11 protein-coding genes and 5 pseudogenes are annotated in these 23,665 nt (G+C 58.9%); 9 read left to right on the plus strand and 7 right to left on the minus strand.

The window, feature by feature from the left end; translation table 11 throughout:
* Positions 1-293: 293 nt before the first annotated feature.
* A pseudogene (locus tag EN745_RS36805) lies at positions 294-422 on the plus strand (LysR family transcriptional regulator); the annotation flags it as partial.
* Positions 423-526: 104 nt separating this feature from the next.
* On the opposite strand, the pseudogene EN745_RS04990 reads toward EN745_RS36805, so the two are convergent.
* Positions 527-673, minus strand: a pseudogene (locus EN745_RS04990) (multicopper oxidase domain-containing protein); the annotation flags it as partial.
* A 993-nt stretch (positions 674-1,666) separates the two neighbouring features.
* Between EN745_RS04990 and EN745_RS35965 the strand changes: the two are divergent.
* On the plus strand, positions 1,667-1,936 hold the full coding sequence (locus EN745_RS35965) for a hypothetical protein (RefSeq protein ID WP_024504272.1): 270 nt from the start codon (positions 1,667-1,669) through the stop codon (positions 1,934-1,936).
* Positions 1,937-2,530: 594 nt separating this feature from the next.
* Here EN745_RS35965 and EN745_RS05000 read toward each other — a convergent pair.
* Positions 2,531-3,484 (minus strand): TauD/TfdA family dioxygenase, encoded by a 954-nt coding sequence (locus EN745_RS05000; RefSeq protein WP_024504271.1) that lies wholly within the window; start codon positions 3,482-3,484, stop codon positions 2,531-2,533.
* Between EN745_RS05000 and EN745_RS36810 the strand changes: the two are divergent.
* The 3 genes and pseudogenes from EN745_RS36810 to EN745_RS05015 all read left to right on the plus strand — a co-directional run.
* Positions 3,399-3,584: pseudogene (locus tag EN745_RS36810) on the plus strand (pyridoxal-phosphate dependent enzyme); the annotation flags it as partial. The gene EN745_RS05000 and the pseudogene EN745_RS36810 sit on opposite strands and share 86 nt — an antisense overlap.
* A gap of 275 nt (positions 3,585-3,859) precedes the next feature.
* A pseudogene (locus EN745_RS05010) lies at positions 3,860-4,023 on the plus strand (thioredoxin domain-containing protein); the annotation flags it as partial.
* A gap of 41 nt (positions 4,024-4,064) precedes the next feature.
* A complete protein-coding gene (locus EN745_RS05015; RefSeq protein ID WP_024504270.1) occupies positions 4,065-5,519 on the plus strand; it encodes a glutamate synthase subunit beta in 1,455 nt (484 codons plus the stop codon).
* A 464-nt stretch (positions 5,520-5,983) separates the two neighbouring features.
* Here EN745_RS05015 and EN745_RS36815 read toward each other — a convergent pair whose 3' ends face one another.
* Positions 5,984-6,349: an extracellular solute-binding protein gene (locus tag EN745_RS36815; RefSeq protein ID WP_245454714.1), complete on the minus strand. Its 366-nt coding sequence runs from the start codon at positions 6,347-6,349 to the stop codon at positions 5,984-5,986.
* A 1,054-nt stretch (positions 6,350-7,403) separates the two neighbouring features.
* Between EN745_RS36815 and EN745_RS05025 the strand changes: the two are divergent.
* Together EN745_RS05025 and EN745_RS05030 are read left to right on the plus strand one after the other, a co-directional pair.
* A pseudogene (locus tag EN745_RS05025) lies at positions 7,404-7,624 on the plus strand (insulinase family protein); the annotation flags it as partial.
* A gap of 57 nt (positions 7,625-7,681) precedes the next feature.
* On the plus strand, positions 7,682-8,740 hold the full coding sequence (locus tag EN745_RS05030; protein ID WP_024504268.1) for a class I SAM-dependent methyltransferase: 1,059 nt from the start codon (positions 7,682-7,684) through the stop codon (positions 8,738-8,740).
* 606 nt (positions 8,741-9,346) lie between these two features.
* Here the strand turns inward: EN745_RS05030 and EN745_RS05035 are convergent.
* Genes EN745_RS05035 through EN745_RS05045 form a run of 3 tightly spaced genes read right to left on the minus strand, consistent with a single transcriptional unit; the run spans position 9,347 to position 13,925 of the window.
* Positions 9,347-10,402, minus strand: a complete 1,056-nt coding sequence (locus tag EN745_RS05035; RefSeq protein ID WP_126057630.1) for a hypothetical protein — start codon at positions 10,400-10,402, stop codon at positions 9,347-9,349.
* On the minus strand, positions 10,399-12,465 hold the full coding sequence (locus tag EN745_RS05040; RefSeq protein WP_126057629.1) for a hypothetical protein: 2,067 nt from the start codon (positions 12,463-12,465) through the stop codon (positions 10,399-10,401). Before EN745_RS05040 ends, EN745_RS05035 begins: the two co-directional genes overlap by 4 nt.
* 2 nt (positions 12,466-12,467) lie before the next feature.
* On the minus strand, positions 12,468-13,925 hold the full coding sequence (locus EN745_RS05045; protein ID WP_126057628.1) for a metallophosphoesterase: 1,458 nt from the start codon (positions 13,923-13,925) through the stop codon (positions 12,468-12,470).
* 59 nt (positions 13,926-13,984) lie between these two features.
* Here EN745_RS05045 and EN745_RS05050 point away from each other — a divergent pair, with 59 nt between their 5' ends.
* Entirely contained in the window at positions 13,985-14,314 is a 330-nt protein-coding gene (locus EN745_RS05050; protein WP_186815491.1) for a hypothetical protein, read from the plus strand.
* Between the two features lie 21 nt (positions 14,315-14,335).
* Here the strand turns inward: EN745_RS05050 and EN745_RS05055 are convergent, their stop codons facing one another.
* The gene (locus EN745_RS05055) at positions 14,336-17,020 is read right to left on the minus strand and encodes an AAA family ATPase (RefSeq protein WP_126063811.1); all 2,685 of its coding nucleotides are present in this window, start codon (positions 17,018-17,020) and stop codon (positions 14,336-14,338) included.
* A gap of 671 nt (positions 17,021-17,691) precedes the next feature.
* On the opposite strand from EN745_RS05055, the gene EN745_RS05060 reads away from it, so the two are divergent.
* Positions 17,692-23,655, plus strand: a complete 5,964-nt coding sequence (locus EN745_RS05060; protein WP_127420688.1) for a DUF3320 domain-containing protein — start codon at positions 17,692-17,694, stop codon at positions 23,653-23,655.
* Positions 23,656-23,665 lie beyond the last annotated feature (10 nt).

Here is a 23,665-nt window from a genome sequence, read left to right on the forward strand (position 1 = left end):
ATCACGCTTGGGCAACTGACAAAGCCCAATGCTCATAAAGCCGGATCAGGTCCGGCCGGTGTGTGGCGTAGGTGCAGTATGACGATGTGAGCCGCTACACCGTGCGCGTCTCCCAGTCTGTCCATAGACTCGGAAGAAGTCGGACCCGGTCAGTTGCAACTCCCTTTCCCAGCACTCCACTGCCCGGTAGAGCGCATGAAAAATCTCCTTTCGGGCGGTTTCTGTTCTGCCCATGCAGGATTCCAGAACATTGATGAAATCGTTTGTTTCGATGAAAGGCATCCACACTTTGGATGGTTGACACGCGTTTCAAAGATCGTGAACTACATCTCGTCGTTGTGCTCGACGCACTCCCGACAGAGCGCAACCTCATGGGCGCGGCATGCAGGATTAACCGAGCCCAGCCGGTCATGAGTGCGGCCGGCCGGGTCGGGCGATAGGCAGTCATGCCCTGCCCTTCCTGCGGGTCAAGCACTCCGAAAAAACATTTCCCCCATAAATGCTAGATCTTCCGTTGCCTTTTCGCGGGCTTCTGCGTGAGGTGAGGCACGCCATCCATGGCATGTGGCACACGCACGCGATGCCAGTGCACGGTCGTTTTCTCGGCAAGGCCGTTCTCTACCTCGACCCGCACGCGCTCGCCCTGACGGACCCGGATTTCCGGGCCTGGAACGGGCCTTCGGCGCGCAATCGAGCCCGGTTCACCCGGCCCAATGGCGTCCACTTTGGGGGCGCATGCACTGCAGACCCGCTGGACCTGATCCGGGAGAGGATGGGCGCGGCGATTGGAATAGCTATGAAAGCGCATCGGACCGTGGAACTGCGCGCGCAGACTTTCGGAGGAAGGCTCGCTTTTAAACGTTATCGTGCAACTCTGACCGTTCTTCGCCTTGGCGGGTGCCGCGGAAGAATCCCGGGTTCTGCGAGCGCTGCGAGAACACCTGCGGTCGATCCTGTACCACAATCTCGCGAAGCTCGATGCTCTCTACAAACGATGTCTTGGATTCTCACGCCCTTATTTCAGCACTTCGCTCGCTTGCCCGACTCGGCCGCGGTCAGCCTTCACCGCCAATTTTATTGGCGCAGCGACGTTCCTATCGGTTCAGGCGAAGCTTCTTGAACCTGCCGCTCTCTCGTTGCCCTGGCACGATTAATCGTCCTCTCAGTCTGTCATTGGCGGAGTCGCTCCTGAGGCGCGCGCCGGCGAGTTCGAGGAGCGCGTGGCTATCTCCTCGGTCCAGCCGGATTCCGCTGCGCGCTCAGCCAATTCCTGGAAGGCCGATTCCAAGGCGAGCTGGCATTGAAGGCCGCGGTCCGGATGGTCGACTAGCTTGGTTCCACGATCGCAATGCTTGATCGCTTCATTGCAGGCCATGGGCTCTCGCCCTCTCCTTTTGCCACACGAGGCGCCAGCTCACGTGTTGTGCGCCCCGGCAACCGCTTTCACCAGCCGCTCCAGCGATCCCGCGCGCTCCAGCTCCGCAAAGAATGATGCGGCGTGACGCTACCCAGCCGGTGCTTCTCGGCCATTTGCACACATAGGGATAGTCGACCATGAAATCGGACCGAGGCGAGGCGTTGGACGTTTCAGTCTTGGTCTGAATGCGCCGCCCACGAGCCGATCGGCCTTCTCGATGATTTGGCGCACCCTCGTTGTCGACAAGCCATGTTCCTGAGCCAGGTCGGCGAAACTCTTGCCCTTCAGAAAGCCGTCGACCAGGGCTATGTTCCTATCGACGGTCGGCTAAATCCCAGCAGGCGCGCGCAGTTTTCCGGCATCATTCCGTTTGTTCATCCGCTTGTCCGCGCCCCCTGCAAATCCTACCGGGCCAAATCGGTGCTTGGAAGACCCACTCATGTCATGGCCTCGGGAAAGTACAAGGCCGACGGTTATGTGAATACGAAAGATGCTGGCGATCACCATGATCGTTGGTGACCGCTGACCTCCCCAATGTCGGCTTCGACGGCACACCGGGAGCTCTCGGCAATGTTGAATAATTCCGTTTGAAGATGGTTGACTTCGTCGTCGAGGCTCGATCCATCAGGATCGGTATCGACGATTCTATATTTGAGAAACCCAAATTCGTTTGACTCGCGCAATTCGCTGTACGGCGTATCATCGCAAGCGCGGGATTCCGACATCCTGCGAAGTGCCCGCGTTGCTGGAATCGATTTTGCGGAAGTAAAAAGGCCCCGGCGCTGGGTCGGCGCGCAGGGCCTTCAGGCATGTACGAGCTACCAGCATGTCCAGTTATGATCGTGCGCTATCATAATGAACAAACGGTGAATGATCGCTATCCGAGGTGCAGGGCGGGCGAGATGGTGGGGCGGTGGGGGACCTGTACCGCTGCAGCGGGGCCACGAGCAGCGACTCGAGCCATGCGCCACGCTGCAGGACCTCGATTTCGGGCCAAGCCTCGAGCCCGCAACTCGCCTTGCTTCTCGGAAATCATAAGGCTTTGTGGGGCGGTTAAGCAGCGCGATATGGCCGCGGCGATACGAAGTTTTCATCTTTACCCTGTTCAGACGGTCAGGCTGCCTTCGCCGCCGGCTTGGCTGCCTTGACATGGGTTATACTGCGGCGACCGTCGACGCCGATCGGAACGTCACCGTCAACCGTAGCGCGACGCACAACCCGGTGCTGGTCGCCATAGTCGTTGACCGCATAATGCTGGTTAGCACGGTTGTCCCAGATAGCGACGTCGCCTACTTGCCAGCGCCACCGCACGGTATTTTCCGGGGCAGTGACGTAGGACTGGAACACCTCGTAGAGTTTGGCGGAATCGCTCTTGGAAAGGCCGACGAGGCGCTGCACGAAATTGCCGAGCAGCAGCGACTTCTCCCCGGTTTCCGGATGGACGCGCACGACCGGATGCTCGGTCTCGTAGATCGTCGATGTGAAAACTTCCTCGAAGTGCTTCTTCTCTTCGGCTGTGGCGCGCGGGCGCACGGCTGCGTAGTCGTAGGCATTGCTATGAATAGCCCACAGATTGTCCGCCAATATTTTGAGCGGCGCCGGCAGATTCTCGTACGCGGCGTGCGTGTTGGACCAGATCGTGTCGCCCCCCGCCGCCGGAATGACGACGCCACGTAGGACCGAGAATTTCGGATAGGCATCGACGAAAGTCACATCGGTATGCCACTGGTCTGCCCTGCCACCGCCACGGCCGGAATCGAGATTGAGGATTGAGGCCGTGCCGGCTGCCGGCCCCTGCGTGGGATGAGGTACAAGGTTACCCAGACGCCGCGCGAACAATTCCTGCTCCGCATCGTCGAGATGCTCCTGGCCGCGGAAGAAGATCACCTTGTGTTTTAGAAGAAGCTGGTTGATGGCTGCTATCGCTGCGTCCGAAAGGTCTCCACCAAGGCGAACTCCTCTGATTTCAGCTCCAACACGGCTGGTCAGCGGTACAACGTCGGAGTCAGGAATTCTCTTCGTCAAGCTCGAAAGCCAAAATCCCGGCGGATCGATCAAGGATCGCATTGCGTTGTCGATGATCGTTAATGCCGAACAGCGTGGCCAGCTCGCGCCGGGCGGTACAATCATCGAAGCGACCGCTGGCAACACAGGGCTCGGCCTGGCCTGGCGGCACGAAGCGCGTGATCGCGTGTCCAAAAGCTGACAGCGTCAGACAAATGTCAGGTTCATTACAACCAACATCTGGGCACTGACGAGGTTTTTCGAAGCAATGGGCGCTAACTGCGCGCTGAGCGCGTTGGCATGGCTTTTGAGACTGAGTGACTGTGACTGCACTTAATGGGGCAAGACGAGCGATGCGCTCCTCCCTGAACCCGTGTGCCGTCTCTGAGAGGAAACCAGCTCGTGCAGAAACCTTTGGAAATAGCTTTGGACCGCAACGTGGTATTGCAGATGGAGTCCCCGGCTCCTTCGATTAGAGTCGAGAACTGGCTGCATGGCGAGCCCCTCACGAGCTTTGAGCCCGGCAAGTGTACATAGTCGAATTTTGGGCAACTTGGTGCGGCCCATGTGTGGACGGGATGCCCCATCTGATCCAGCTGCAGGGCGTCGCCAGGCGCGCCATCTGGACAGCAGGAGCTGGACTATGGGCAAGGTAACAGGCTTTCTCGAAATCGACCGGCAGGTGCACAAGTACCAGCCGGCCTCCGACCGCATCCGGCATTTCCGTGAATTCACGCTGCCGATGTCGGACAAGGAGGTCGAGAAACAGGCCGCGCGCTGCATGGATTGCGGCATTCCGTTCTGCCACGGGCCAACGGGCTGTCCCATCCACAACCAGATCCCGGACTGGAACGACCTCGTCTACAATGGCGACTGGGACAATGCGATCCGCAACCTGCATTCGACCAACAATTTCCCGGAATTCACCGGCCGCATCTGCCCCGCACCTTGCGAGGAAGCCTGCACGCTGAACCTCGAGGACATTCCCGTCGCCATCAAGACGGTCGAGCAGGCGATCGCCGACAAGGCTTACGAGACCGGCCATATCAGGCCCTATCCGCCGGAGAAGAAGACCGGCAAGCGCGTCGCCGTCATCGGCTCCGGCCCGGCCGGCATGTCGGCTGCCCAGCAGCTCGGCCGCGCCGGCCACGACGTCCATGTCTATGAGCGCGAGAGCCGGCCCGGCGGGCTGATGCGTTACGGCATTCCCGACTTCAAGATCGAGAAGCACTATATCGACCGGCGCATCGAGCAGATGCAGGGCGAGGGCGTCACCTTCCATTGCGGCGTCAATGTCGGCGTCGACAAGCCGGTTGCCGAGCTGCTCGCCGAACATGACGCGGTGCTTTATTGCGGCGGTTCCGAAACGCCGCGCGCGGCCGGCATTCCCGGCGACGATCTCGGCGGCGTGCATGACGCGATGCCCTATCTGGTGCAGCAGAACAGGCGTGTCGGCGGCGAACCGATCCAGTCGGTGGCGTGGCCGTCGCATCCGATCCTCGCCGGCGGCCAGCATGTGGTCGTCGTCGGCGGCGGCGATACCGCGTCCGACTGCGTCGGCACCGCCTTCCGCCAGGGCGCGGTCCGCGTCACCCAGCTCGACATCCGTCCGCAGCCGCCGGAAAAGGAAGACAAGCTTTCGGTCTGGCCCTACTGGGCGACCAAGATGCGCACCTCGTCCTCGCAGGCCGAAGGCGCCGAGCGCGAGTTTCAGGTGGCGACGCTCGAGTTCATCGGCGAAGACGGCCAGCTGACCGGGGTCAAATGCTGCGAGGTCGACGAAAAGCGCAAGCCGATCGCCGGCAGCGAATTCGTCATTCGTGCCGATCTCGCGTTCATCGCCATCGGCTTTGCCGGGCCAGCCGCTCGCGGGCCGGTGTCGGAACTGGCCGGCCAGATGAAGATCGCCATTGACAGCCGCCGCTCGAAGAATGTCGAGGCCAATGACCGGGACTACAGGACCAGCGTCGAAAAGCTCTATGCGGCGGGCGACGTGCGGCGCGGCCAGTCGCTGGTCGTCTGGGCGATCCGCGAGGGCCGCCAGGCGGCGCGCGCCATCGATGAGGCGCTGATGGGATCGAGCGTGCTGCCGCGCTGAGTCCGTCTCGAGACCCTACTTGTGCGGCCACCTGAAGGCGCTTTCCGCCCTTCCGCTGCCCCGGGCAGCTTACGGACTGATCGCCGTGGTCGTTTCGGTTGTGGCCCCGGCCGCAGGCTGCCGCCTTGGCGGCCAAGAAAAATCGTCGGCGCGGCCGGGCGAAGCAGCGCTGGGTTTAAGTGCTTGGGGTGACACGGCGTGATCTCCGCCGTTGGCGGGAACAGGGCAGTGCAATAGTACTGCCCTGTTCCTTTTGATCAGAGGCCAGTGCGGATTTCTTCGGCAAGCGCCCTCAACGTCGTCTCGACGTCATCGCCGTTTGCCATCTTCTGCATCGCCACGGCCCATGCGTTCATGGCTTCGCCGAAGCCGACACGCGGTGTGAAAGCCAGCGCGGCTTGATCCTGTATCTTTTTGAAGCTGTCAACGAAGTTGTTGAACTCGGGCTGCGAAGCGTACTTAGTCTAGGTATCGTCCTGCCAGGTCGACGTGCGCGGCGGATTGACGAGCTGGCCAGCAAGGGCACCCTTGAGCGCCACCTGCTTGGAGGTGGCCCACGGGATGAACAGCCAGGCCGTGCCCTTCTTTTCGGAAGCCGCGTTCATGGCGAGAGCCCAGATCCAGATGTCAGAATCCAAGCTCGTGGCGCTCGGTGCGTGCAGCGGCGGAGCGAAGGCGATCTTGCCGGATGCCGGCTTCCCCGCAACATCGTTCCAGAAGCCGAACATTTTTGAGTCGATCGTCATCGCGGTGCGGCCGGACGAGATGCCGTCCACGACCTGGTTCCAGTTATCATTGGCGAAGGAAGGAGCCGCGCACTTCTTGATCATGTCCGAATGTAGTCGTATCCAGCATCGGTAAGCTTCGGATCACTCAGGTATTTGTCCAGCAGGCGCCACTCGGAGCGAGGTCCTACGCGGGCTGAATGCCAGTGCCGAACACATCCCATGCTGGCGACTTCGTCGTCAGTTGGATCGTCATCTTGTTCCAGTAAGAATCGTCTGGGTAGAGTTCCGGCGTGACCTTGATGCCGGGTCAGCTTCTCGAACTCCGGAAAGTTGCGCAGCGAGAGCATCCGCATAGGGGTGGATGTCGTAGGCCCAAGTTATGCTGGTCCCTTCGAATTGACGCCAGTTCACGGTGTCGGCAGCGGCCGAATTAGTGAGCGATGCCGAAACGGCAAGAAACGCCAAGTCAAAAGCAAGCTGTTTGCGTAGCGACGCGCACCTGTAACGAGTACGGGGAATGAGCGACCCATGTAATCCTCCCTGGGGCATTTTGCCAATTTTTGGGTCCACTCCTCCATCCCGAGTTTGCTCATAGCCACAATAAGCGGTTTCCAACGACCTCGCTCTGAATGCACCAGGCCAACTGGGTAAAAACGGGTAACCGGCACTTAAAGGCGATGTAGTATCGCCACCAGAAATACTGCTCCGTGGTGCTGGCCTTTGCCTGGGGGCGCAACACGGCAACTACCCGCTCAAAACGGTTGGTCCTCTACCTCTTATTCACCGTCGCTTTCCTCGCGGCCTAACCCGGCCGGAATATCCGTTGCCAGAAAAAGGCCTCGCGGCCGGTTCGAGGCGCATCCCTCCTCCGAAGCAGCACGCTCAAGTATCGTCACAAGCCCCGAGCGCTTCGCGTTCGGCGATGTCCAAATTCCGACAATGTCGGATACAGTCAGATCTACTGGATTGCGTTTGAATGGTTTTCTCATTTGGCACAGTACATGCGGGTCATCCGCAAAACACGTGACCGACCAACAAGAGTTCGCATGATCACCTTACCACAACATACAGCCGCCGCGGAACAATCACTTGGCCCCTGATCGCCCGCCCCGGCACCACAACCGGAGTCATCGATGTTCTGACAGGCTGCCCAAGGATACCTGCTGCAACAGGGCTTGCCCTGGTGACGACCACTCCGGCTCCGCCGGTTACCGACGAGGGCAAAGTGACGGATTTCCTGCTTTTCAACGGCATGGAGGTGGCTGTCATTCCCGACCACCGCGCCGCTCGTCACCGATATGGTCTGGTGCAGGATCGGCAGCGCGGATGAGCCGCCGGGGATATCTGCATGTCTTCGAGCATCTGATGCTCAAGGCGCCTCATGACGAGCACGGCTCCGTCGCCTGGAGAGATTGAACCCAAAGGGAGATTCAGATGTCTGAAGCGAATCAGGAAAAGTTGGACGCATTCTTGGGGAAAATGGTCGGCGATCTCGGTGCGATCGCAACGGGCGCGGGAGTCCTGCTGGGGGACAGACTCGGCCTGTTTAAGGCATTGCGCGAAGGCGGCAAGATGACGGCCGCCGAACTTTCGACACGCACCGGCACCCAGGAACGCCTCGTAAGGGAATGGCTTTCCGGGCAGGCGGCGGCGGGTTACGTCGACTACGATGAAGCGAGCGACAAATTCTATCTCAACGCCGAGCAAGAGCTGGTGTTCGCTGATGAAGACAGCCCGGCCTTCATGGCAGGCGCATTCGAGTTCCTGTCCGCGCTGTGGCTCGATGAAGAAAAGGTGAGGCAGGCATTCCAGTCCGGCAAGGGCGTCGGGTGGCACGATCATAGCGCGTGTCTGTTTCGCGGTACGGAACGGTTCTTCCGTCCAGGCTACAATGCCAATCTGATCGACTCCTGGCTGCCGGCCTTGGAGGGCGTCGTCGAGAAGCTCGAACGCGGCGTGGACGTCGCGGATGTTGGATGCGGTCATGGTGCATCGACCGTGCTCATGGCACAGGCCTTCCCCAATTCGCGCTTCGTCGGCTTCGACTATCATGCCCCCTCGATTGAGCGCGCCCGCAAGGCGGCCGAGGTAGCCGGCGTCGGCGTTAACACGCGGTTCGACGTGGCGGCCGCCAAGAGCTATCCCGGAACGTATGACCTCGTCACATTCTTCGATTGCCTTCACGACATGGGCGACCCGACGGGCGCCGCCACCCATGTCCACGGATCGCTCAAGCCGGACGGCACGTGGATGATCGTCGAGCCGTTCGCGCATGATCATCTGGCGGCGAACCTCAATCCCGTCGGCCGCGTTTACTATGCCGCTTCCACTTTCGTGTGCACGCCCGCATCCGTGTCGCAGGAAGTCGGGCTCGCGCTTGGAGCCCAGGCCGGTGAGGCGAGGCTGCGCAAGGTTGTGACCGGCGGCGGCTTCAAGCGATTGCGTCGCGCCGCGGAGACACCGTTCAACATGGTGCTGGAGGCCCGCCCTTAGCGTGGCCGTCGCCAGAAATTGCAGCTCATCGCATTTGATTGAAGATCACCGCCAAAAATCCGGACGCATCGGGGACATTTTCAAGGCGCCTGGGTTCACGCAGAGGTCGCTGCCGAGTTGTGTGCCAAGAGTCCCATACGTTGCGGCTCAGAAAGGACCCGACGCACGGCTACGAACATGCCCATAGTGATGGCCGCTATAATCACATATGCCCACCATGGCGCGTTCACAAAGCTGGTAAGCCACGTCGCACCGAACGCGCTTACGACAAAAACGAGAGCCTCGATAAAATGACTGAGCCTGTACACATTCAGTCGTCTCATCCTCATACCACCCATCCAAAGACTGAGCTTGTTGCGCTACTGCGACAGAGCCTAACATATTGGAGAGCGCTCACTATTTCTATGCTAAACAGTCTCGCCTGAGTATATGTTTTGAGTCGCTAATTATGGAATTCTGCCAGTCTGCATTTCCCCTGATCTGATGTAGAGCAGCTTCTAAGTGGGAATTAGTCCCCCATCGACCGGATCGGGCGACACGAACATGCGCTGAAGGCTTGGCGGAACGGCTACTGGGACCATGATGCTACTCGAATGCAAGATCGTGTCAGAACGTCCCGGGAAGGCTGCAGGCAGGGGATGTCAGGTCAATCAGCCTATAGATATGATACCGCCCATTCGCTGAGACTTCACGATGGGCATAGGAGGTGGGAATTCGTGCCTTGAGATGGACGCGGCTGTCGGAGCAGGCGAGCACGGCAGCAGCGATGGCCTGAACCTTCGGGCCGCTGACAAAAACGTTCACCACCGCACGCGAGCCGAACCCGTCGAGATACGTCTCGAAAGCATCGAGGTGGGCCATCAGCCCGAAAGCCTGGATGTCGCGAACTTCGCCATCTTCGAGCCGGTGGGTTTCACGTACCTTGGCCACCTGTTGATCGAGCAAAGCATCGATATGCGCATTCTTCTCGCTTCTTGGGACGAGGAGCGAGATCCGTTCCGGACTGACGATATCGATCAATCCGTAGAATACGTCGGCATCTCCTCCGATCCCCACGAGCAGGACTTTCTCTTCGCCCATTCCTCCGCTGCCTTGAAGATGAGGGACGGTGACGTATCGGTCCAAGCCGCTGGAAAAATCCTCTTTGCCGATCGCGTTCCCGTAGATACCTTCGGCGTACCCGAATTCGAGAGACTGAATCGACATTTTCTTGAATGCCACCGCAATCAGCCATTGGATGTAGATTCGCGGCATCGTCGAGCACTCGACGAAAACCTTCCGCAGGCTTCCTTCGTATGAGCCACATGAAGCGGCCATCTGAGTGAGCAGGTGATCGAGGAGATTGATGTTCTTCTGATACTCGATGGAAGGCTCGAGGGTGATCGCAGTCACTTCGACGCCCCATCGGGTACCCATAGCGATGAGCTTTCGCCGGTTTTCTTCGACGGCTGGGACGTTCGCTTCCTTCAGAGCAAAGTCCAGAACCACGATTTTGCCGACCTTCAGGTCAAGATGGTTTTCGAACGCGGCGAAACGCGTTTCCCATCCAAGCGCGACGATCGCGATATCTGCCTCCATCGTTTCGCAGGTACCTGCATCTCTCGCCTTCTCAGTGACGGCCAGATGGCCGAAGACTCGATACTCGACAGTTGAAGCGGTCATTCGAGATCGCTCTCGAAAAGCGAGTGCTGGAATTCGGTCTTGAGTGCGGGCCGCGCGACGAGCTCCTTAAACACCGAGTCGGCCCAGTCTTCTGGGAGCCGATGCCTGGTAAAAAGCAGGTCGACCATCTGCGCCGCAGGGATTGTGTTGATTTCGTACGGGCCGCGATAGGAGAACCCGAAGTAAGGTGCAAATCGCCGATGCAATCTGATCAGCATCTCCTTCGATGCGGGGTCGGCGCGGTCCACCTCAAAGTTGCCGGCGGCGGAGACCTCCCGGATAAACCCATCCCTTTCCGCCCGACGCAGGACCTCGTCCAGTTTTCCGCTGGGTTGCTCCAGTCGGTTCACCAGCGAGCGCATTTCCTTTAGATCAACCCTGAAAATGCCTCTCTCTGTCGTTCCTAGAGCATTTTCTTCGGCAAACTCTGTCTGGAGGCGAGCGGTCAGGTAACCCAACGCCCGCACCATGCGCACGCTCTCTTCTTCGTACGGATGTGAAAGCGCCTGAAGTCCATCAAGCTTCCGTTGAGAGGCGGCGTTCACAGCCTGTCTCTGCTGTTCGAGATGAATCTGTAAATCCGAGTTGATGAATTCCACCAGTTTTCGTGGATCACTGGAACTCGGAACACTGCGGCGGAAGATCTCTCCCATTATATCAAGGAAATCGCGTATACAGACGTCGCTCAATGATGTGATGATCTGGTGCCCTACGTACGGGTAGTCATGCAGACGCAGCATCTGGCACGCTTTCAGAAAAGCCCATCCCTGTTTCCGGGCGATCGACCTCTTCAGATTTGAAGCATCCGCCTTGCTCATGGGCCGGCGCTTGATTTCCGGGTTCATGAGCGCGAGCGCCAGCCCTTCGGCATAAGGGCGCGCTTTTCGATCAAGAAGGAATTGCTGCTGATCCGCCGTCCTCAAATTCACGGAGAGGAATTCACGTGCTGCATCAGCGAGTGCCACAAGCTCTTCTCTGCCCTCGGAATGACCCGATATGATAACCCGCTCGATGATGTCATTGACGGAAAGCCGCCCCAGCCGGTTTTTGAGCGAAAACGCGCTGAGCGCATCGTTGCGCTTGAGATCACTCCGCAGATGGTCAGGAAGCGCATAGTAGAGCCGAAGCGACGACACGTTCTCGCACAGCGTGGCGAACTCCCTCGGATCGACTGAATCAAGATTCTCGACGTCCCGGTCAGCATTCGAGAGCGACTGGCCGGGTATGATCGTCCGGATCGTGTCGTAAAGGCCGCCGATGTAGGCGAGGACCCATTTCACATTGCCGCGCGTCTTCCTCACCAAGGTGTTCAGGAACTGCTGTTGGAGCGGTGTCAGTGCCTCACAGTCGTCAATCAGGATCTTGAAGAAGGGCGCCCTGTCACCGGCGAAAGATGGGCCATTTAAAAGTGGGGTGATCGCGGTCGCGACCTTGTTAATGATCGCGCCAGGGTCTGTCGCTCTGAAGCCGGTCGCTCCCTCATCGGCGGCAAAGAAGAACGCGTTGAAGCATTCGTCGACGTACCGGGTTATCCCACCCCGCAGCTCATCTATGCTGAAGAAGTCGAGACGGGCAGGTTGGGGTATGAAGTGCAGCACTTCGCGATGCAGTGCCAAGGCGACGTCCCTATCTTCAGAGGCCCGGTATTTCAAGTGGCTGTCGCGTCTGAGCTGGCTGATGCTCTCGAGCAGGCGTTCGACTATCTTCAGCTCCAGATAGTGAGAGAAGATTACGAATTGCCGCGGGATCACGGCGGCCGTGTCGAAGCGTATCCGCTCCGGAATGAGGTTCAGAACCGCGTTGTCGATTAGGGGCGAAAATGTCTCATTGAGCTGGAAGAAGACGCCATACCAGCCGAGCTTGCCGACTTGGTCCGCGAGACTTTTGTCTTCGAGGATATGAACTGTGGAAAGCGAGCGAAGAATACTGGTCTTGCCGCTGCCTCTCGTCCCTGCGACGAAGACCGGCTTGGCGGCGGCAGAAATCAAGGCCGACTTCTGACTGAACCACAGTATCGGGCGACTTTCGTACTCGATCCTGTTGGGGCCGAACGGATTCTCCATCTCTATTCGTCCCTTACCTTAATGCGCCAAGCCGAGTTTGCCTTCGTGAGGCCGTCTATCTCGACGAAGCGCGCCGCTTGGAGCATCAGAAGAGAGTCTTCCAAATCTAGCCCGAGCTCGGCGGAGGCGGCAATCTCAGTGATCTCGTCCCAGAAGAGTAACCCATTCCCGCGCCTGGTGGCATGGTCGCGCAGTCGGCGCATCAGGTCAAACGTGTCGTTGTTCAGAAAGGCCTTGCCGTTGGACATAGTCGAGATGAAGCAATGTTCGCCTTCCATGACCGTCCCGTCGGCGACATTGGTGCGGTAGGGTATAAGTCGGATGCCGACGAGCTCTCCCTGATCGGTCGTGAAGAAGACGAGCTCATTGAAACCTGACTGTATCTCTGGTGCTGAGATGCAGATCAATTTGCCGTCCGGAAACCTTGGATCGTTGACGATCTCGACCGGATCGGCATGTATGTGTCCATGCAGGTAGACGATAGGCTTGTTGCCCTGCAGCAGCTGAGTTCTGACAAATCCGCTGTTGAGCATCTCCGCGTATGGCGTAATGCGCGGAGTCTTTTGTGGCAGCAGATTGTGATGGCCGATCATGATGCCGTAACGCATGTCGGGCTGCTGGAGCAATTCCTGTAGGCCTGCAAGCATCTCACGCGAGATGTATGGCGTGTCCATCTGACCGTAATACTCGTCGTCGGACGCCTCCTTGTCTGGATCGCTGGGAGGTGTCGCGGGCGAATGTCCCGAGGTGTCCGGCGAGCCGAGATCTACAGGTTCTGTAGAAGGACCGAGTGCCTCGAGACGATCACGAAGGAACGCGGGAAGGTTCTGAAGCTCCCAACTGCCTATCGCTGTGTTGACGAGGATGAAGTTTGCGCCTGCGGATCCTGTCGGAAGTCTGAAGTGCACGGGTTGGTCCACGGGAACGGTCTGCCAACCCAAGCGGGCGGCTAAACTCGCCATTTCGCTGAATTTCTCAGTCGGTCCAAGTTCGCGCGCGTCATCACGGTTCACATCGTGATTTCCCGGTACGAATATCAACGGAAGCGCCTTTGAACTGCGCCCCTGTGCGCGGCAGAGCAACGTGAAATGCTGGAATGCCGAAGCAATGAAAGTCTTGTCGCCACGGCTCGTGAAATCCCCCATGAAGGCGATCGAATCCAAGGGCTTCGAAGTCGTCAGCCGCCGAAGCTTCGTCAAGACGGCACGCAGCGAAGACGCGCGTAGCTTCTGCGTTATTTTCGGAGCGAACTTGCTATCCTTGGCATCGATGTTGCTAGAGGAAGGATGCCAATCCGGATAGTGAATATCGCCTACTTGAAGGATTCGCACCCGTCGCATAACTCGCCCCCCCGCCGAGAGCCATAGACTAATCCGTTCGCTTTTGCCAAGCGCGAAACGATCATCCGACCGCATCGCCTGGAAAGCGCGTTTATCTTTTTGTTGGTAATGGAGAGGCACGACGCAATTGTGCCCCCGGTTGCTTGTCTGCCCACCAAATGGGCACTCAATCTGGGCGCATGGCTTATGATTTCTCGAGTTTGTCCCATAACGAGTTTGAGGATTTGGCCCGCGACCTCGTAGGTCGCGAGATCGACAAGCGTTTCGAGGCCTTTCCCGAGGGACCGGACGACGCGATGGATGGTCGACATGCCCTTGCCGGCGGCGACATTGTGCAGGCGAAGCACTACCAGCGGTCAGGCTTCTCGGCGCTGAAATCCAAGATGAAGAGCGAGCGCACAGCCATTGATGGCTTGGCGCCCTCGCGATACTTCCTCGTCACGTCGGCTTCGCCCGCGGCAGGCGGACACCGGCATGCGCAGCAGGATGAAGCCAGTGAGGGCCAGTAATACACGACAATAGTCATTAGGCTAGAGTACAGTCGCCTTGGGAGGCTGTTCGAATTCAATCCGGCGCTTTTCGGCATCCTTTTTTCGTTTGGTGGTGTCGATACGATATTGGTCAATTCCATCAAGATCGCTCTTCATATCGTTTGGTGTTGGAACTGGAATGGCCTTGGCGGACGCCATGTCATGTCCAGAACGCTCCGAAACTCGCTTCATGGCCCAATAGATTCGCTTGTGGTCTTCGTCCTCGACCACCACACCCTTCAGGCTCTGTGTCTTGACATCGCTGTTAAATCGCTCGACGACTTTACCGAGCAGGATTTCTTCAACGAGCCTCTCCCAGGTTTCCCGAAGATCGCTGTAGAAATCCTTCGCTGACCTTCGCCAAGCATCGGTGGTGAAATCAGTGGCGCCGTCGAAGCTCTTCAGGCGCGTCTTGAGAGTCTCGATGCGCTTCGTGACAGACTGTGCGATCCACGGCTCGTCAGTTTCGCTAATCAAGCCAAAACCGGCAGATTCGGACTTGTTGATGTAGTTTCGAACAAGGGGAATCGGCGGATTGGCCTGCGCAGCTGCGTCAACCACCTCGTTGAAGAACAGAAGATTATGGGTGAAAATAATAATCTGACGTCCTGTGGCCGCTTCTTTTACGAGCCTTGCCGCGACCCGCCTGATCCGAACATGGTCGAGAGATGACACGGGGTCGTCGATGATCATGCCTTGACGCGATGTGTCTCCTCCGACCTCGGCTAAGAAACAGGCCAGGGCAAGCGCGCGCTGCTCTCCTTCGCTTAAGACCTTGCTGTTTGAGATCGCTTTTGCCGCGTTGAGCCCGACCTCGAAATAGCTCTGCCCATCTTGACTACGATCATTAACTGCGAACGGGATGTGCGTTAACGCCAGAGTCTCAATCTCGGCGACGACGCGCTTTTCGAGATCCTGCATGACGAGGCTTCGTCGAAGCGACGTCATCTGCCGTGACACCGAGCCTGTTTCGACAGCATCGCAGCATGAGAGAAGCTTGCGCCGCTCTTCGAGATTCGCCAAGCGCGCGAGAACGATGGTGAGATCGTCGCCCAGTTTTTTCCGATCCTTGAGTGTATCGCGACGAGCTCGATCGGTAGCGCGGTTCCCGTCGTCGGCCGCTGCCTTGTCGTCCGTCAGCGCTTCGGCCTCTAGCGCCTCCGCCTCCGTTCGGAGTTTCGATGCAACTGGCGCCGCAAGTTGCGGGAACGCAGCGTACTCGGACAGCGCAGCCGCAACGACAATTGCATCACGCCTTTTACCTGCCTCGACATAATATGCCGAGATCAGGGCCACCATCGCCTTGCGTGCGGCGGACAGATCGCCAAACTCTCCGAGAGCCGCCTCAACCGCCTCCCCGGTCGCAATGGTGAGTCCTTTGATTTGGCGCAGGGCCTCTTCATGGGCAATAGATGCGACTTGCGCCGCCTTATTTGCGGCGCCCGTTACGAAGTCATTGAAGGATTGGATCCGCCCCGCGGCGTCCGCCGTCATCGGCTCCTGGCAGAGCATGCAACGATCGCCTTCCTGATCTGGCAAGTGCTGATGATCGATGCCAGTGACGCTCGCTAAATAGGCTCGTGCATGGTCGAACATATACCGCCAGGGAGAAAGCCCAACGCCGCTCAACGGCATAGTCGCGAACGCTCCTGAGGCGGCAAGTTGTGCAGCCTGCGCTGTAGAATCGGCTGTTGCATATAGATTGCGATAAATCTCGAGGGCCGCCGCTGAGAGAGCCGCGTCGATCTGTTCAGATGCAGTCAGCAGTTTTTCCAAGGCCGCCTTGGCACGCCGACGCTTTGTCGCCATCGTTGAAGGGTCGCTTGCCAGAGCCTGTTCGAGGCCAGCGAGATCAGCCATGTCCTGCTCTGAGAGGGCAGCGAGGTTTTTGATTTCGGCTGCGGAAGGCATCACGTCCTTTGACTTGATTTCGAGACGAGCCAGCAGCTTTACGACCGCGCCGGCAGCTGTGTACCCACTCGGCAATGGTGTCTTTAGGTTCTTTTCGATCGCTTTGATTTCTTCCCGGAAGTCGGCTTCGAGCTCGGTGCGGTGACGTCCATGGCTTTCGAGAAGCGCGATGGCTGCGGGCAGAAAACCGATACGGTTTTGCTTATCGACGTAGAGGCGAGCGTTCGCGGAGTCGAAAACGGAGATCCGTGCAATTGACGCGGGGGGCAGCGTTCCGTCCTTCCAGGTTATGGGGGTCGGTTCCGTAGCACCCTCTTCGAGAAACCGGACAAGCACTTCGGCTGGCGGTTTGGTGCCGATCTCGAACACGTTGCCAAGAAGATCATCCGCCGTCAGACTACGGCAAAGCTTCTTCGCGATCCGGCAATAGCCGCTCTTTCCGCTTCCATTGTCGCCGTAGATAATGGTGATGCCATCGGTGGCGAAACGCAGTTGCTGCTCTTCGGCGAGGCGGTTCAAATGCTTGACGGGGCCGAGTGAGCAAAGCACCGCGCGCGGCTCGTTCGAACTGTTGGCCCTCAAATGCTCCGCCGAGAGCGGAGAGCATTCGGGCAGATCAGCGGTAAATCCACCGACGTGGCGGACCCGAGCTGTTACACCGGCCTTATCCTCCTGCTCGAGGTTGAAGCCCGGCCGCGCGGCGTGTCTTCTTAAGGCATCCCTAATCCAGTCGGGCTGCTTATCCGCCCATTCCAAAAGTCCAACCTCGGCCATTCCTGCCCCCCGAATCTTACCATCATTATACTTATTGATTAGTCCAGATTCGATGAATTCGCTTGTCTGGACAAATTTTCCTCGCGATCGCACATAGAGTGCTGGAGATGTACCCAATAAATGACCTCCCCCCGCGCCGCTAGGTCAGCAAACAAATGCTTCAGCGATCAAACGTCTCCACAACGACATCAGCAATCAAAGGCATTGGACCGCGCGCACGAATTTAGGTAGCCGGCAACGCGTACGAGGAGATAGAGCTGGAAGTGCGTGCCTTTCGATAGTCTATGGGCGGAATTCGACCGCCTCACCGATAGGCCGATCGAGGTTCGCCGTCACTGTCGGGCTGGGTCCGAGTCCGCGATAGGCGCCACGACAGCGCTCGCGATAGGCGCGCAACGCTTGGTCCATGGCGCCCGGACCGCCACACATTTGCGGATGACGTCCTGCCCGTCTTGGGTTTCAGCAGCGTGCGCCGGCGCTCCGATTTCCGCGACTTTTGGATCCCCTCCAATCGTGACGACCGATTATCGCCTGTCTCCATTTCGACCGTTATCTGGGCGGTAACACTTTTAGAAATCTATGCTGCTGGACATAAGCGGCGACCATACCGAGAATTTACTTTCAAATTCTGGCGGCAAAGTTCTATCGTAAATGAAAATAGGGGATGGGGTATGGAAACGAGTTCGGAGACTGGCGATGCTGCCGGTATATCAGCCGCGCCCGTAATAGAAGTCGTGGCGGACATCGCCGCCAGCTTTACATATGCGTCCTTCCAAAATGCTATTCCGGTGATCCGGTCTATCGCGCTCAACAACCCGACCCAGCAGGGTTTCGAAAAATGCACTCTCGAGCTGACATCGAACCCCCCTTTTTTGCGCGCCAAAAGCTGGACAATTGATCGGATCGTTGCTGGCGACCGGCTTCCCTTAAGCGATCGAAAAATCGATCTCGACGCCGGCTATCTGGCCGGTCTCAACGAGGCTGAGCGCGGGGAGATAACGTTGCGCCTAACCTCAGGAGGCGCAGTGCTGGCCGAGCAGCGCGTTGCGGTGCGCCTGCTTGCCCGCGACGAATGGGGTGGCGTCGTCGATATGGCGCAATTGCTCGCCGCATTCGTCATGCCGAACGACCCGGCGATCGCAGGACTGCTGCGTTCCGCAGCGGAGCTGCTCGCAGCGCATGGTCATCCTTCCAGCCTCGATGGCTATCAAAGCGGCAATCCGCAACGCGCATTCATGCTGGCGGCCGCAATTTATTCGGCCATTGCTGGCCTATCGCTGCATTATGCAGAGCCACCTGCGAGCTTCGAAAGCCGCGGCCAAAAAATTCGACGTCCCTCAATTATTACGGCAGAAAAGCTGGCAACCTGTCTCGATACCAGTCTGTTATTCGCGTCCGCCCTGGAGGCGACGGGCTTGCATCCCGTCGTTTTGATGTTTCAGGGACACGCGGCCGTCGGCGTCTGGATGACACAAAGGACGCTCGCCAACGCCATTGAACCCGATGCCATGGAGGTCCGCAAGGCGCTGGCATCGCGCGAACTCATCGTGTTTGAGACGACAGGCGTGACGCATCGGCCGGCGATGACGTTGGAGGCTGCCCAACACGCAATCGAACAGCGGCTCGACGAAACGCAGGTAGCCACCTTTGTCGCAGCCATCGATATACGCCGCTCGCGCAGCGGCGGCATCACACCGCTTGCTTCGCACGAACCGACGCGCCGCAGCGTGGATGCAGAGGCGGCAACCGAAATCGCGTTGCCGTTGCCAGCCGCACCGGCCGTGGTAGCCCTGCCGGTCGAGATCGTCGAGGTAAAGCCGACGACAGCGGCCGGACGGATCGACCGCTGGCAGAAAAAGCTCCTCGATTTGACACTGCGGAACCGCCTGCTCAATTTTCCGGACTCCAAGAAGACAATTCCGTTTCTTTGTACTGACGTCGGCTACCTCGAGGACCGTCTGATGGCAGGCGCTTCGATCCGGCTGATTTCGCTCCCCGAACAGAATCCACTGGGCGAGCGGGATGCTGTCCTCTATCGCGAGGTGCACGGACGTGACCTCCAGCGTGGCTTTGCCGCGGAAGCGCTTCTGCGCGACGAGCTCCCGTCGACGCTCGATGGGCGTCAATTGGAATCCCGGCTGATCGATCTTTACCGGCAAGTGCGCAACGATTTTGCCGAGGGCGGCGCGAATACGCTCTTCCTGGCGGTCGGCTTCCTGCGCTGGAAGAAGAAGGCCGAGGACGAGCGCAGCTATCGCGCGCCATTGCTGCTCGTACCGGTCAAAATCGAGCGCCGCAGCGCAACATCGCATTTTACCTTGCGCTTCCATGAAGATGAACCGCGATTCAACGCAACCTTGTTGCAGTTTCTCGAACGCGACTTCGAGCTCAAACTGCCACAGTTTTCCGGTGAGCTGCCCGAGGACGAAAGCGGCGTTGATGTGCCGAGGCTGCTCGGTCTTATGCGCCAGGCAGTGCGCGACGTCCCCGGCATGGAGGTGGTGGACGAGACGGCGCTGTCGACCTTTTCCTTCGCCAAGTTTCTCATGTGGAAGGATCTGGTCGAGCGTACCGATGCGCTGCGCGAAAACCGTGTCGTGCGCCATCTGATCGACACGCCGGAGATAGCTTTCGAGGGCAATGGCGCATCATTCCGCGACGAGCGCGAACTCGACCGGCACTATGCCCCGTCCGACATGGTTTTGCTGCTGCCGGCCGACTCCTCACAGACCGCCGCAAGTCTTGCCGCCGCTGAGGGTCGCGATTTTGTCATCATCGGTCCTCCCGGCACTGGCAAGAGCCAGACCATTGCCAACATGATTGCCAACTGTCTTTCAGTTGGCAAAACCGTGCTGTTTGTGGCCGAGAAGACGGCGGCGCTCGATGTGGTGTATCGCCGCCTGCGCGAACATGGCCTGGGCGCGCATTGTCTCGAACTCCATTCCAGCAAGGCGGACCGACGCAACTTTCTCACCCAGCTCAGGATCAGCTGGGAAAGCGGCGTGCGCGTGGACGCAGCGGAGTGGATTGCGATCAACGAGCGGCTTCGCGTCCGTCGCGACGAACTGAATGCCTATGTCGAAGCGCTGCATCGGCACCATGTCAATGGTCTGACGCCTTATCTGGCGCTCGGCATCGCTCTCAAGAACAAGCGGCAGCACGCTCCGAGATTGTCCTGGCCATCGCGCGATTCCCATGACGAGGCAAACCGGCTGGCGCTGGAGCATATTGCCGCCGAAACAGGTCTCGCATTTCAGTCGGTGGAGATGCGGTCGGTCTTGCGTCTTATAGATGTCACCGAGTGGACGTCAGGCTGGCAGGACAATTTGCTCGAAGGGGCAAAGACCCTCAAGAATGCGTCCGAGGTTCTAGCGACCGCACTCGACGCCTTCCTGGTGAGCATCGGCCTGCGCGCCAAAGGCGACGCGTCAAAAGCGGAGCTCGAAGCGCTGCGAAAACTAGCAGCGGCACTCCAGGACAGTGCCGGCTATGACGTCAGCATTGTCTTTGATCGAGATTTCGCCCAGTTGCGGGGAGCCCTCGCCACTCTCAATGAGGCAATCGGAGACTATCGCAAGTCTCGCAAGGACCTGTCGGCCCGCTATGACGAGGCTGCCGTTGCGCGCATACGGGTGGAGGACATAGAGCAGCAATGGCAGCAGGCCGCTTCTGCATTCTGGCCAAACAGTCAGTTGGGCAAACGCAAAGTCCAGAAGCTGCTTCAAGGCTATGTCACAGAGGGGGTAGCCGATCCTCAGCACGACTTGCTGCTGTTGCGCCTGATGCAGGACCGCCGGGCCACTGTCGAAGCCAACATCCTATCTGGGAAGCCGATCGGATTTGCCGCACTTGATACCGACACCCACCGTATCGATCAGATACTCTCGATGGCCGAAAGGCTTCGACAGACGCTACGCCTGCCCGGCCTCGGCACGGAGGATTTCAAAGCGCTCCTGCAAGCAACCGCCCCGAGCCTGCGAAGCGGTGCAGCAGATAGCACGATGCGCTATGGGGCAGCCCGCTTCCTTGCGGCTTCTGCAGCATTCGAGGCTGCCAAGACCCAATTTGCGATCCCTGCTGGAAAGACGCCGTCTTGGGCAGAACATGATAACCCGCTGACCGAATTGACGACTGCGATGGGAGACTTGCTCGACGCCCGTCATCTTCTCCGGGACTGGACTTCGTGGTGCGGCATTCGTCGCAGGGCTGTCAGTCACAATCTGGGAGCGTTGGTCGACGATATCGAGGCGGGTCTAGTGCGACCAGCTGAAGCTCAATCCGCGTTCCGCCTGGCCTATGTACGCTGGTGGCTGCCGGCCACGCTGGATGCCGATCCGGTGCTGCGGAATTTCCGTCGCTTCCAGCACGAGCACGCCATCGAAGATTTCCGGGAAATCGACGATCTTGTCCGCGCTCAAGCAAGCCTTCGCGTCATCAGTGCCATCGCTCATGGTTTGCCGGCTGTGCAAGGCGTCCCGCGCAATTCCGAGTTGGGCCTGTTGCGCCATCAGATGGAATTGCAGCGGCCCAGCCGGTCAATCCGCGAGATGATTGGCGCGATGCCGACGAGCTTTGCCAAGCTCGCGCCGTGCATGCTGATGTCCCCTCTTTCAATCGCTCAATATCTACCGCCCGACCAAGCCCTGTTCGACGTGGTGATTTTCGACGAAGCATCGCAGATCACCACCTGGGACGCCGTCGGTGCCATCGCGCGAGCCCATCAAACCATAATCGTAGGCGATCCCAAGCAGTTGCCGCCCACCAATTTCTTTGGCCGCAACGAGGAGGACGAGGAAGTCGTCGAACACGAAAAGGATCTTGAGAGCATTCTCGACGAAGCCAAAGCGGCCGGCATCCCGGTACGTGACCTGCGCTGGCATTATCGTAGCCGCAATGAGTCGCTGATCGCCTTTTCCAACCATCACTACTATCAGAACCGGCTCATCACATTCCCTTCGCCAACGGTGGAAGATCGGGCAGTTCAGCTGCGAAAAATCACGACCGGCATCTATGACCGTGGCAAAAGCCGCACCAATCGAATCGAAGCCCAAGCGGTAACCGACGAGGCGGTCAGCAGGATGCGGCGTTGGCTGGCCCTACCGGAAAAGGACCGACCCACGCTCGGAGTCATCACTTTCAACGCGCAACAGCAGTCGCTCATCCTCGACCTTTTCGACAAGGCACGCCAGACAGAGCCGGAGCTTGAATGGTTCTTTGCCGACGAGCGTATTGAGCCCGCCATCGTCAAGAATCTGGAAAATGTCCAAGGGGACGAGCGTGACATAATCCTGTTTTCGATCACCTTTTCGCAAGATAATGCCGGCAAGCGCAGCATGGATTTCGGCGCGCTGAATCGGGACGGCGGCGAACGCCGGCTGAATGTCGCGGTGACGCGTGCGCGGCAGGAACTGATCGTATTTTCAGGTTTTGCCGCCGACCAGATCGACCCCAACCGAACCAAAGCGATCGGCGTACAGCATCTCAAAGCCTTTCTCGATTTTGCCGAACGCGGCGCTGTGGCATTGCCAGCGCAGGAACGCGGATCGGTCGGAGCCCTGGAATCCCCTTTCGAGGAGGCCGTCGCTGCCGAGCTTGAGAAGCGCGTATGGACCATCGTTCCTCAAGTCGGCATTTCGGGCTTTCGAGTGGATATAGGGATCCGGCATCCCGATCTCGCCGGCGCCTATCTGGCTGGGGTCGAATGCGACGGCGCGACCTATCACAGTTCTGCCACGGCGCGAGATCGAGACAAGGTCCGCGAGCAGGTCCTGCGCGGCCTCGGGTGGAACATTGTCCGGGTATGGTCAACCGATTGGTGGTTTGATCTCGAAGGTTGCACCGAGAGGCTTCATGCCAGCCTGGCCGCGCTGCTCGAGGAAAGCCGTCGCAAACAGGCTGAACAACAGGAAAGTGAAGCCGCGATCCATTGGGACATGGGACATAAGGTCGACCCCATGGACCCATTGCCAGCCGAAGACCTAGCATCGGCCGGCGAACCGGAACATCCGTCGATAAAATCAGAGCCAGAACTTGTCGCCGCTCCCCTCGCGACGGGAGAGCGCCCATCGGCATCTGCAGGAATTTTGCCTGCGGCCGCGCATTCGACGCATGATACCGTACCGACGGGCGGCCGTTATCGCCTGACTGATCTAACCGGATTTTCCACCAGCCCGGATCAGTTTTATGACTTCGTCTACCGAGGCACGCTGCGGTCCATGGTCGACGCGGTGATCGAGCAGGAAGGACCTCTGCGAGATGACGTCCTTGCGCAGCGCATCGCACGGGCGCATGGCTGGCTCAGAACGGGCAACAAGATTCGGGAGCGGATCGACCTGCATCTGCGCGAGTTCGATAGAACTGAAGAATCCAGCGGCAGCTTCCTATGGAAGAGAGGGACGGTGGTCGACCTGCTTGATTATCGCATGCCGTTCGATGCCGATGCCCGCCGGTCCATTGCCGACATTCCAATCGCCGAGCTGGCCGCTGTCGTCGTTGCGAACGAGGACATTCTGGAACAGTCCGACCCCGCTCTCGACCTTGCACGTCTGCTCGGTGTCGAGCGACTTGCGGCGATTTCACGCTCCCGGCTGGATGAAGCCATCGATCGCGCCCAGCGCAACCTGGCATCGACATAGTCTCGGAGAC

Origin of the sequence: Mesorhizobium sp. M4A.F.Ca.ET.022.05.2.1 (assembly GCF_003998845.1) — a bacterium.
Taxonomy (GTDB): Bacteria; Pseudomonadota; Alphaproteobacteria; order Rhizobiales; family Rhizobiaceae; genus Mesorhizobium.

Coding starts and splice junctions, on each gene's coding strand:
- EN745_RS05060 (WP_127420688.1), top strand. CDS start 17,692: ATGGAAACGAGTTCGGAGACTGGCGATGCTGCCGGTATATCAGCCGCG.
- EN745_RS05030 (WP_024504268.1), top strand. CDS start 7,682: ATGTCTGAAGCGAATCAGGAAAAGTTGGACGCATTCTTGGGGAAAATG.
- EN745_RS05035 (WP_126057630.1), bottom strand. CDS start 10,402: ATGACCGCTTCAACTGTCGAGTATCGAGTCTTCGGCCATCTGGCCGTC.
- EN745_RS05055 (WP_126063811.1), bottom strand. CDS start 17,020: ATGGCCGAGGTTGGACTTTTGGAATGGGCGGATAAGCAGCCCGACTGG.
- EN745_RS05050 (WP_186815491.1), top strand. CDS start 13,985: ATGGCTTATGATTTCTCGAGTTTGTCCCATAACGAGTTTGAGGATTTG.
- EN745_RS35965 (WP_024504272.1), top strand. CDS start 1,667: ATGTTCCTGAGCCAGGTCGGCGAAACTCTTGCCCTTCAGAAAGCCGTC.
- EN745_RS05015 (WP_024504270.1), top strand. CDS start 4,065: ATGGGCAAGGTAACAGGCTTTCTCGAAATCGACCGGCAGGTGCACAAG.
- EN745_RS05000 (WP_024504271.1), bottom strand. CDS start 3,484: ATGCGATCCTTGATCGATCCGCCGGGATTTTGGCTTTCGAGCTTGACG.
- EN745_RS36815 (WP_245454714.1), bottom strand. CDS start 6,349: ATGATCAAGAAGTGCGCGGCTCCTTCCTTCGCCAATGATAACTGGAAC.
- EN745_RS05040 (WP_126057629.1), bottom strand. CDS start 12,465: ATGGAGAATCCGTTCGGCCCCAACAGGATCGAGTACGAAAGTCGCCCG.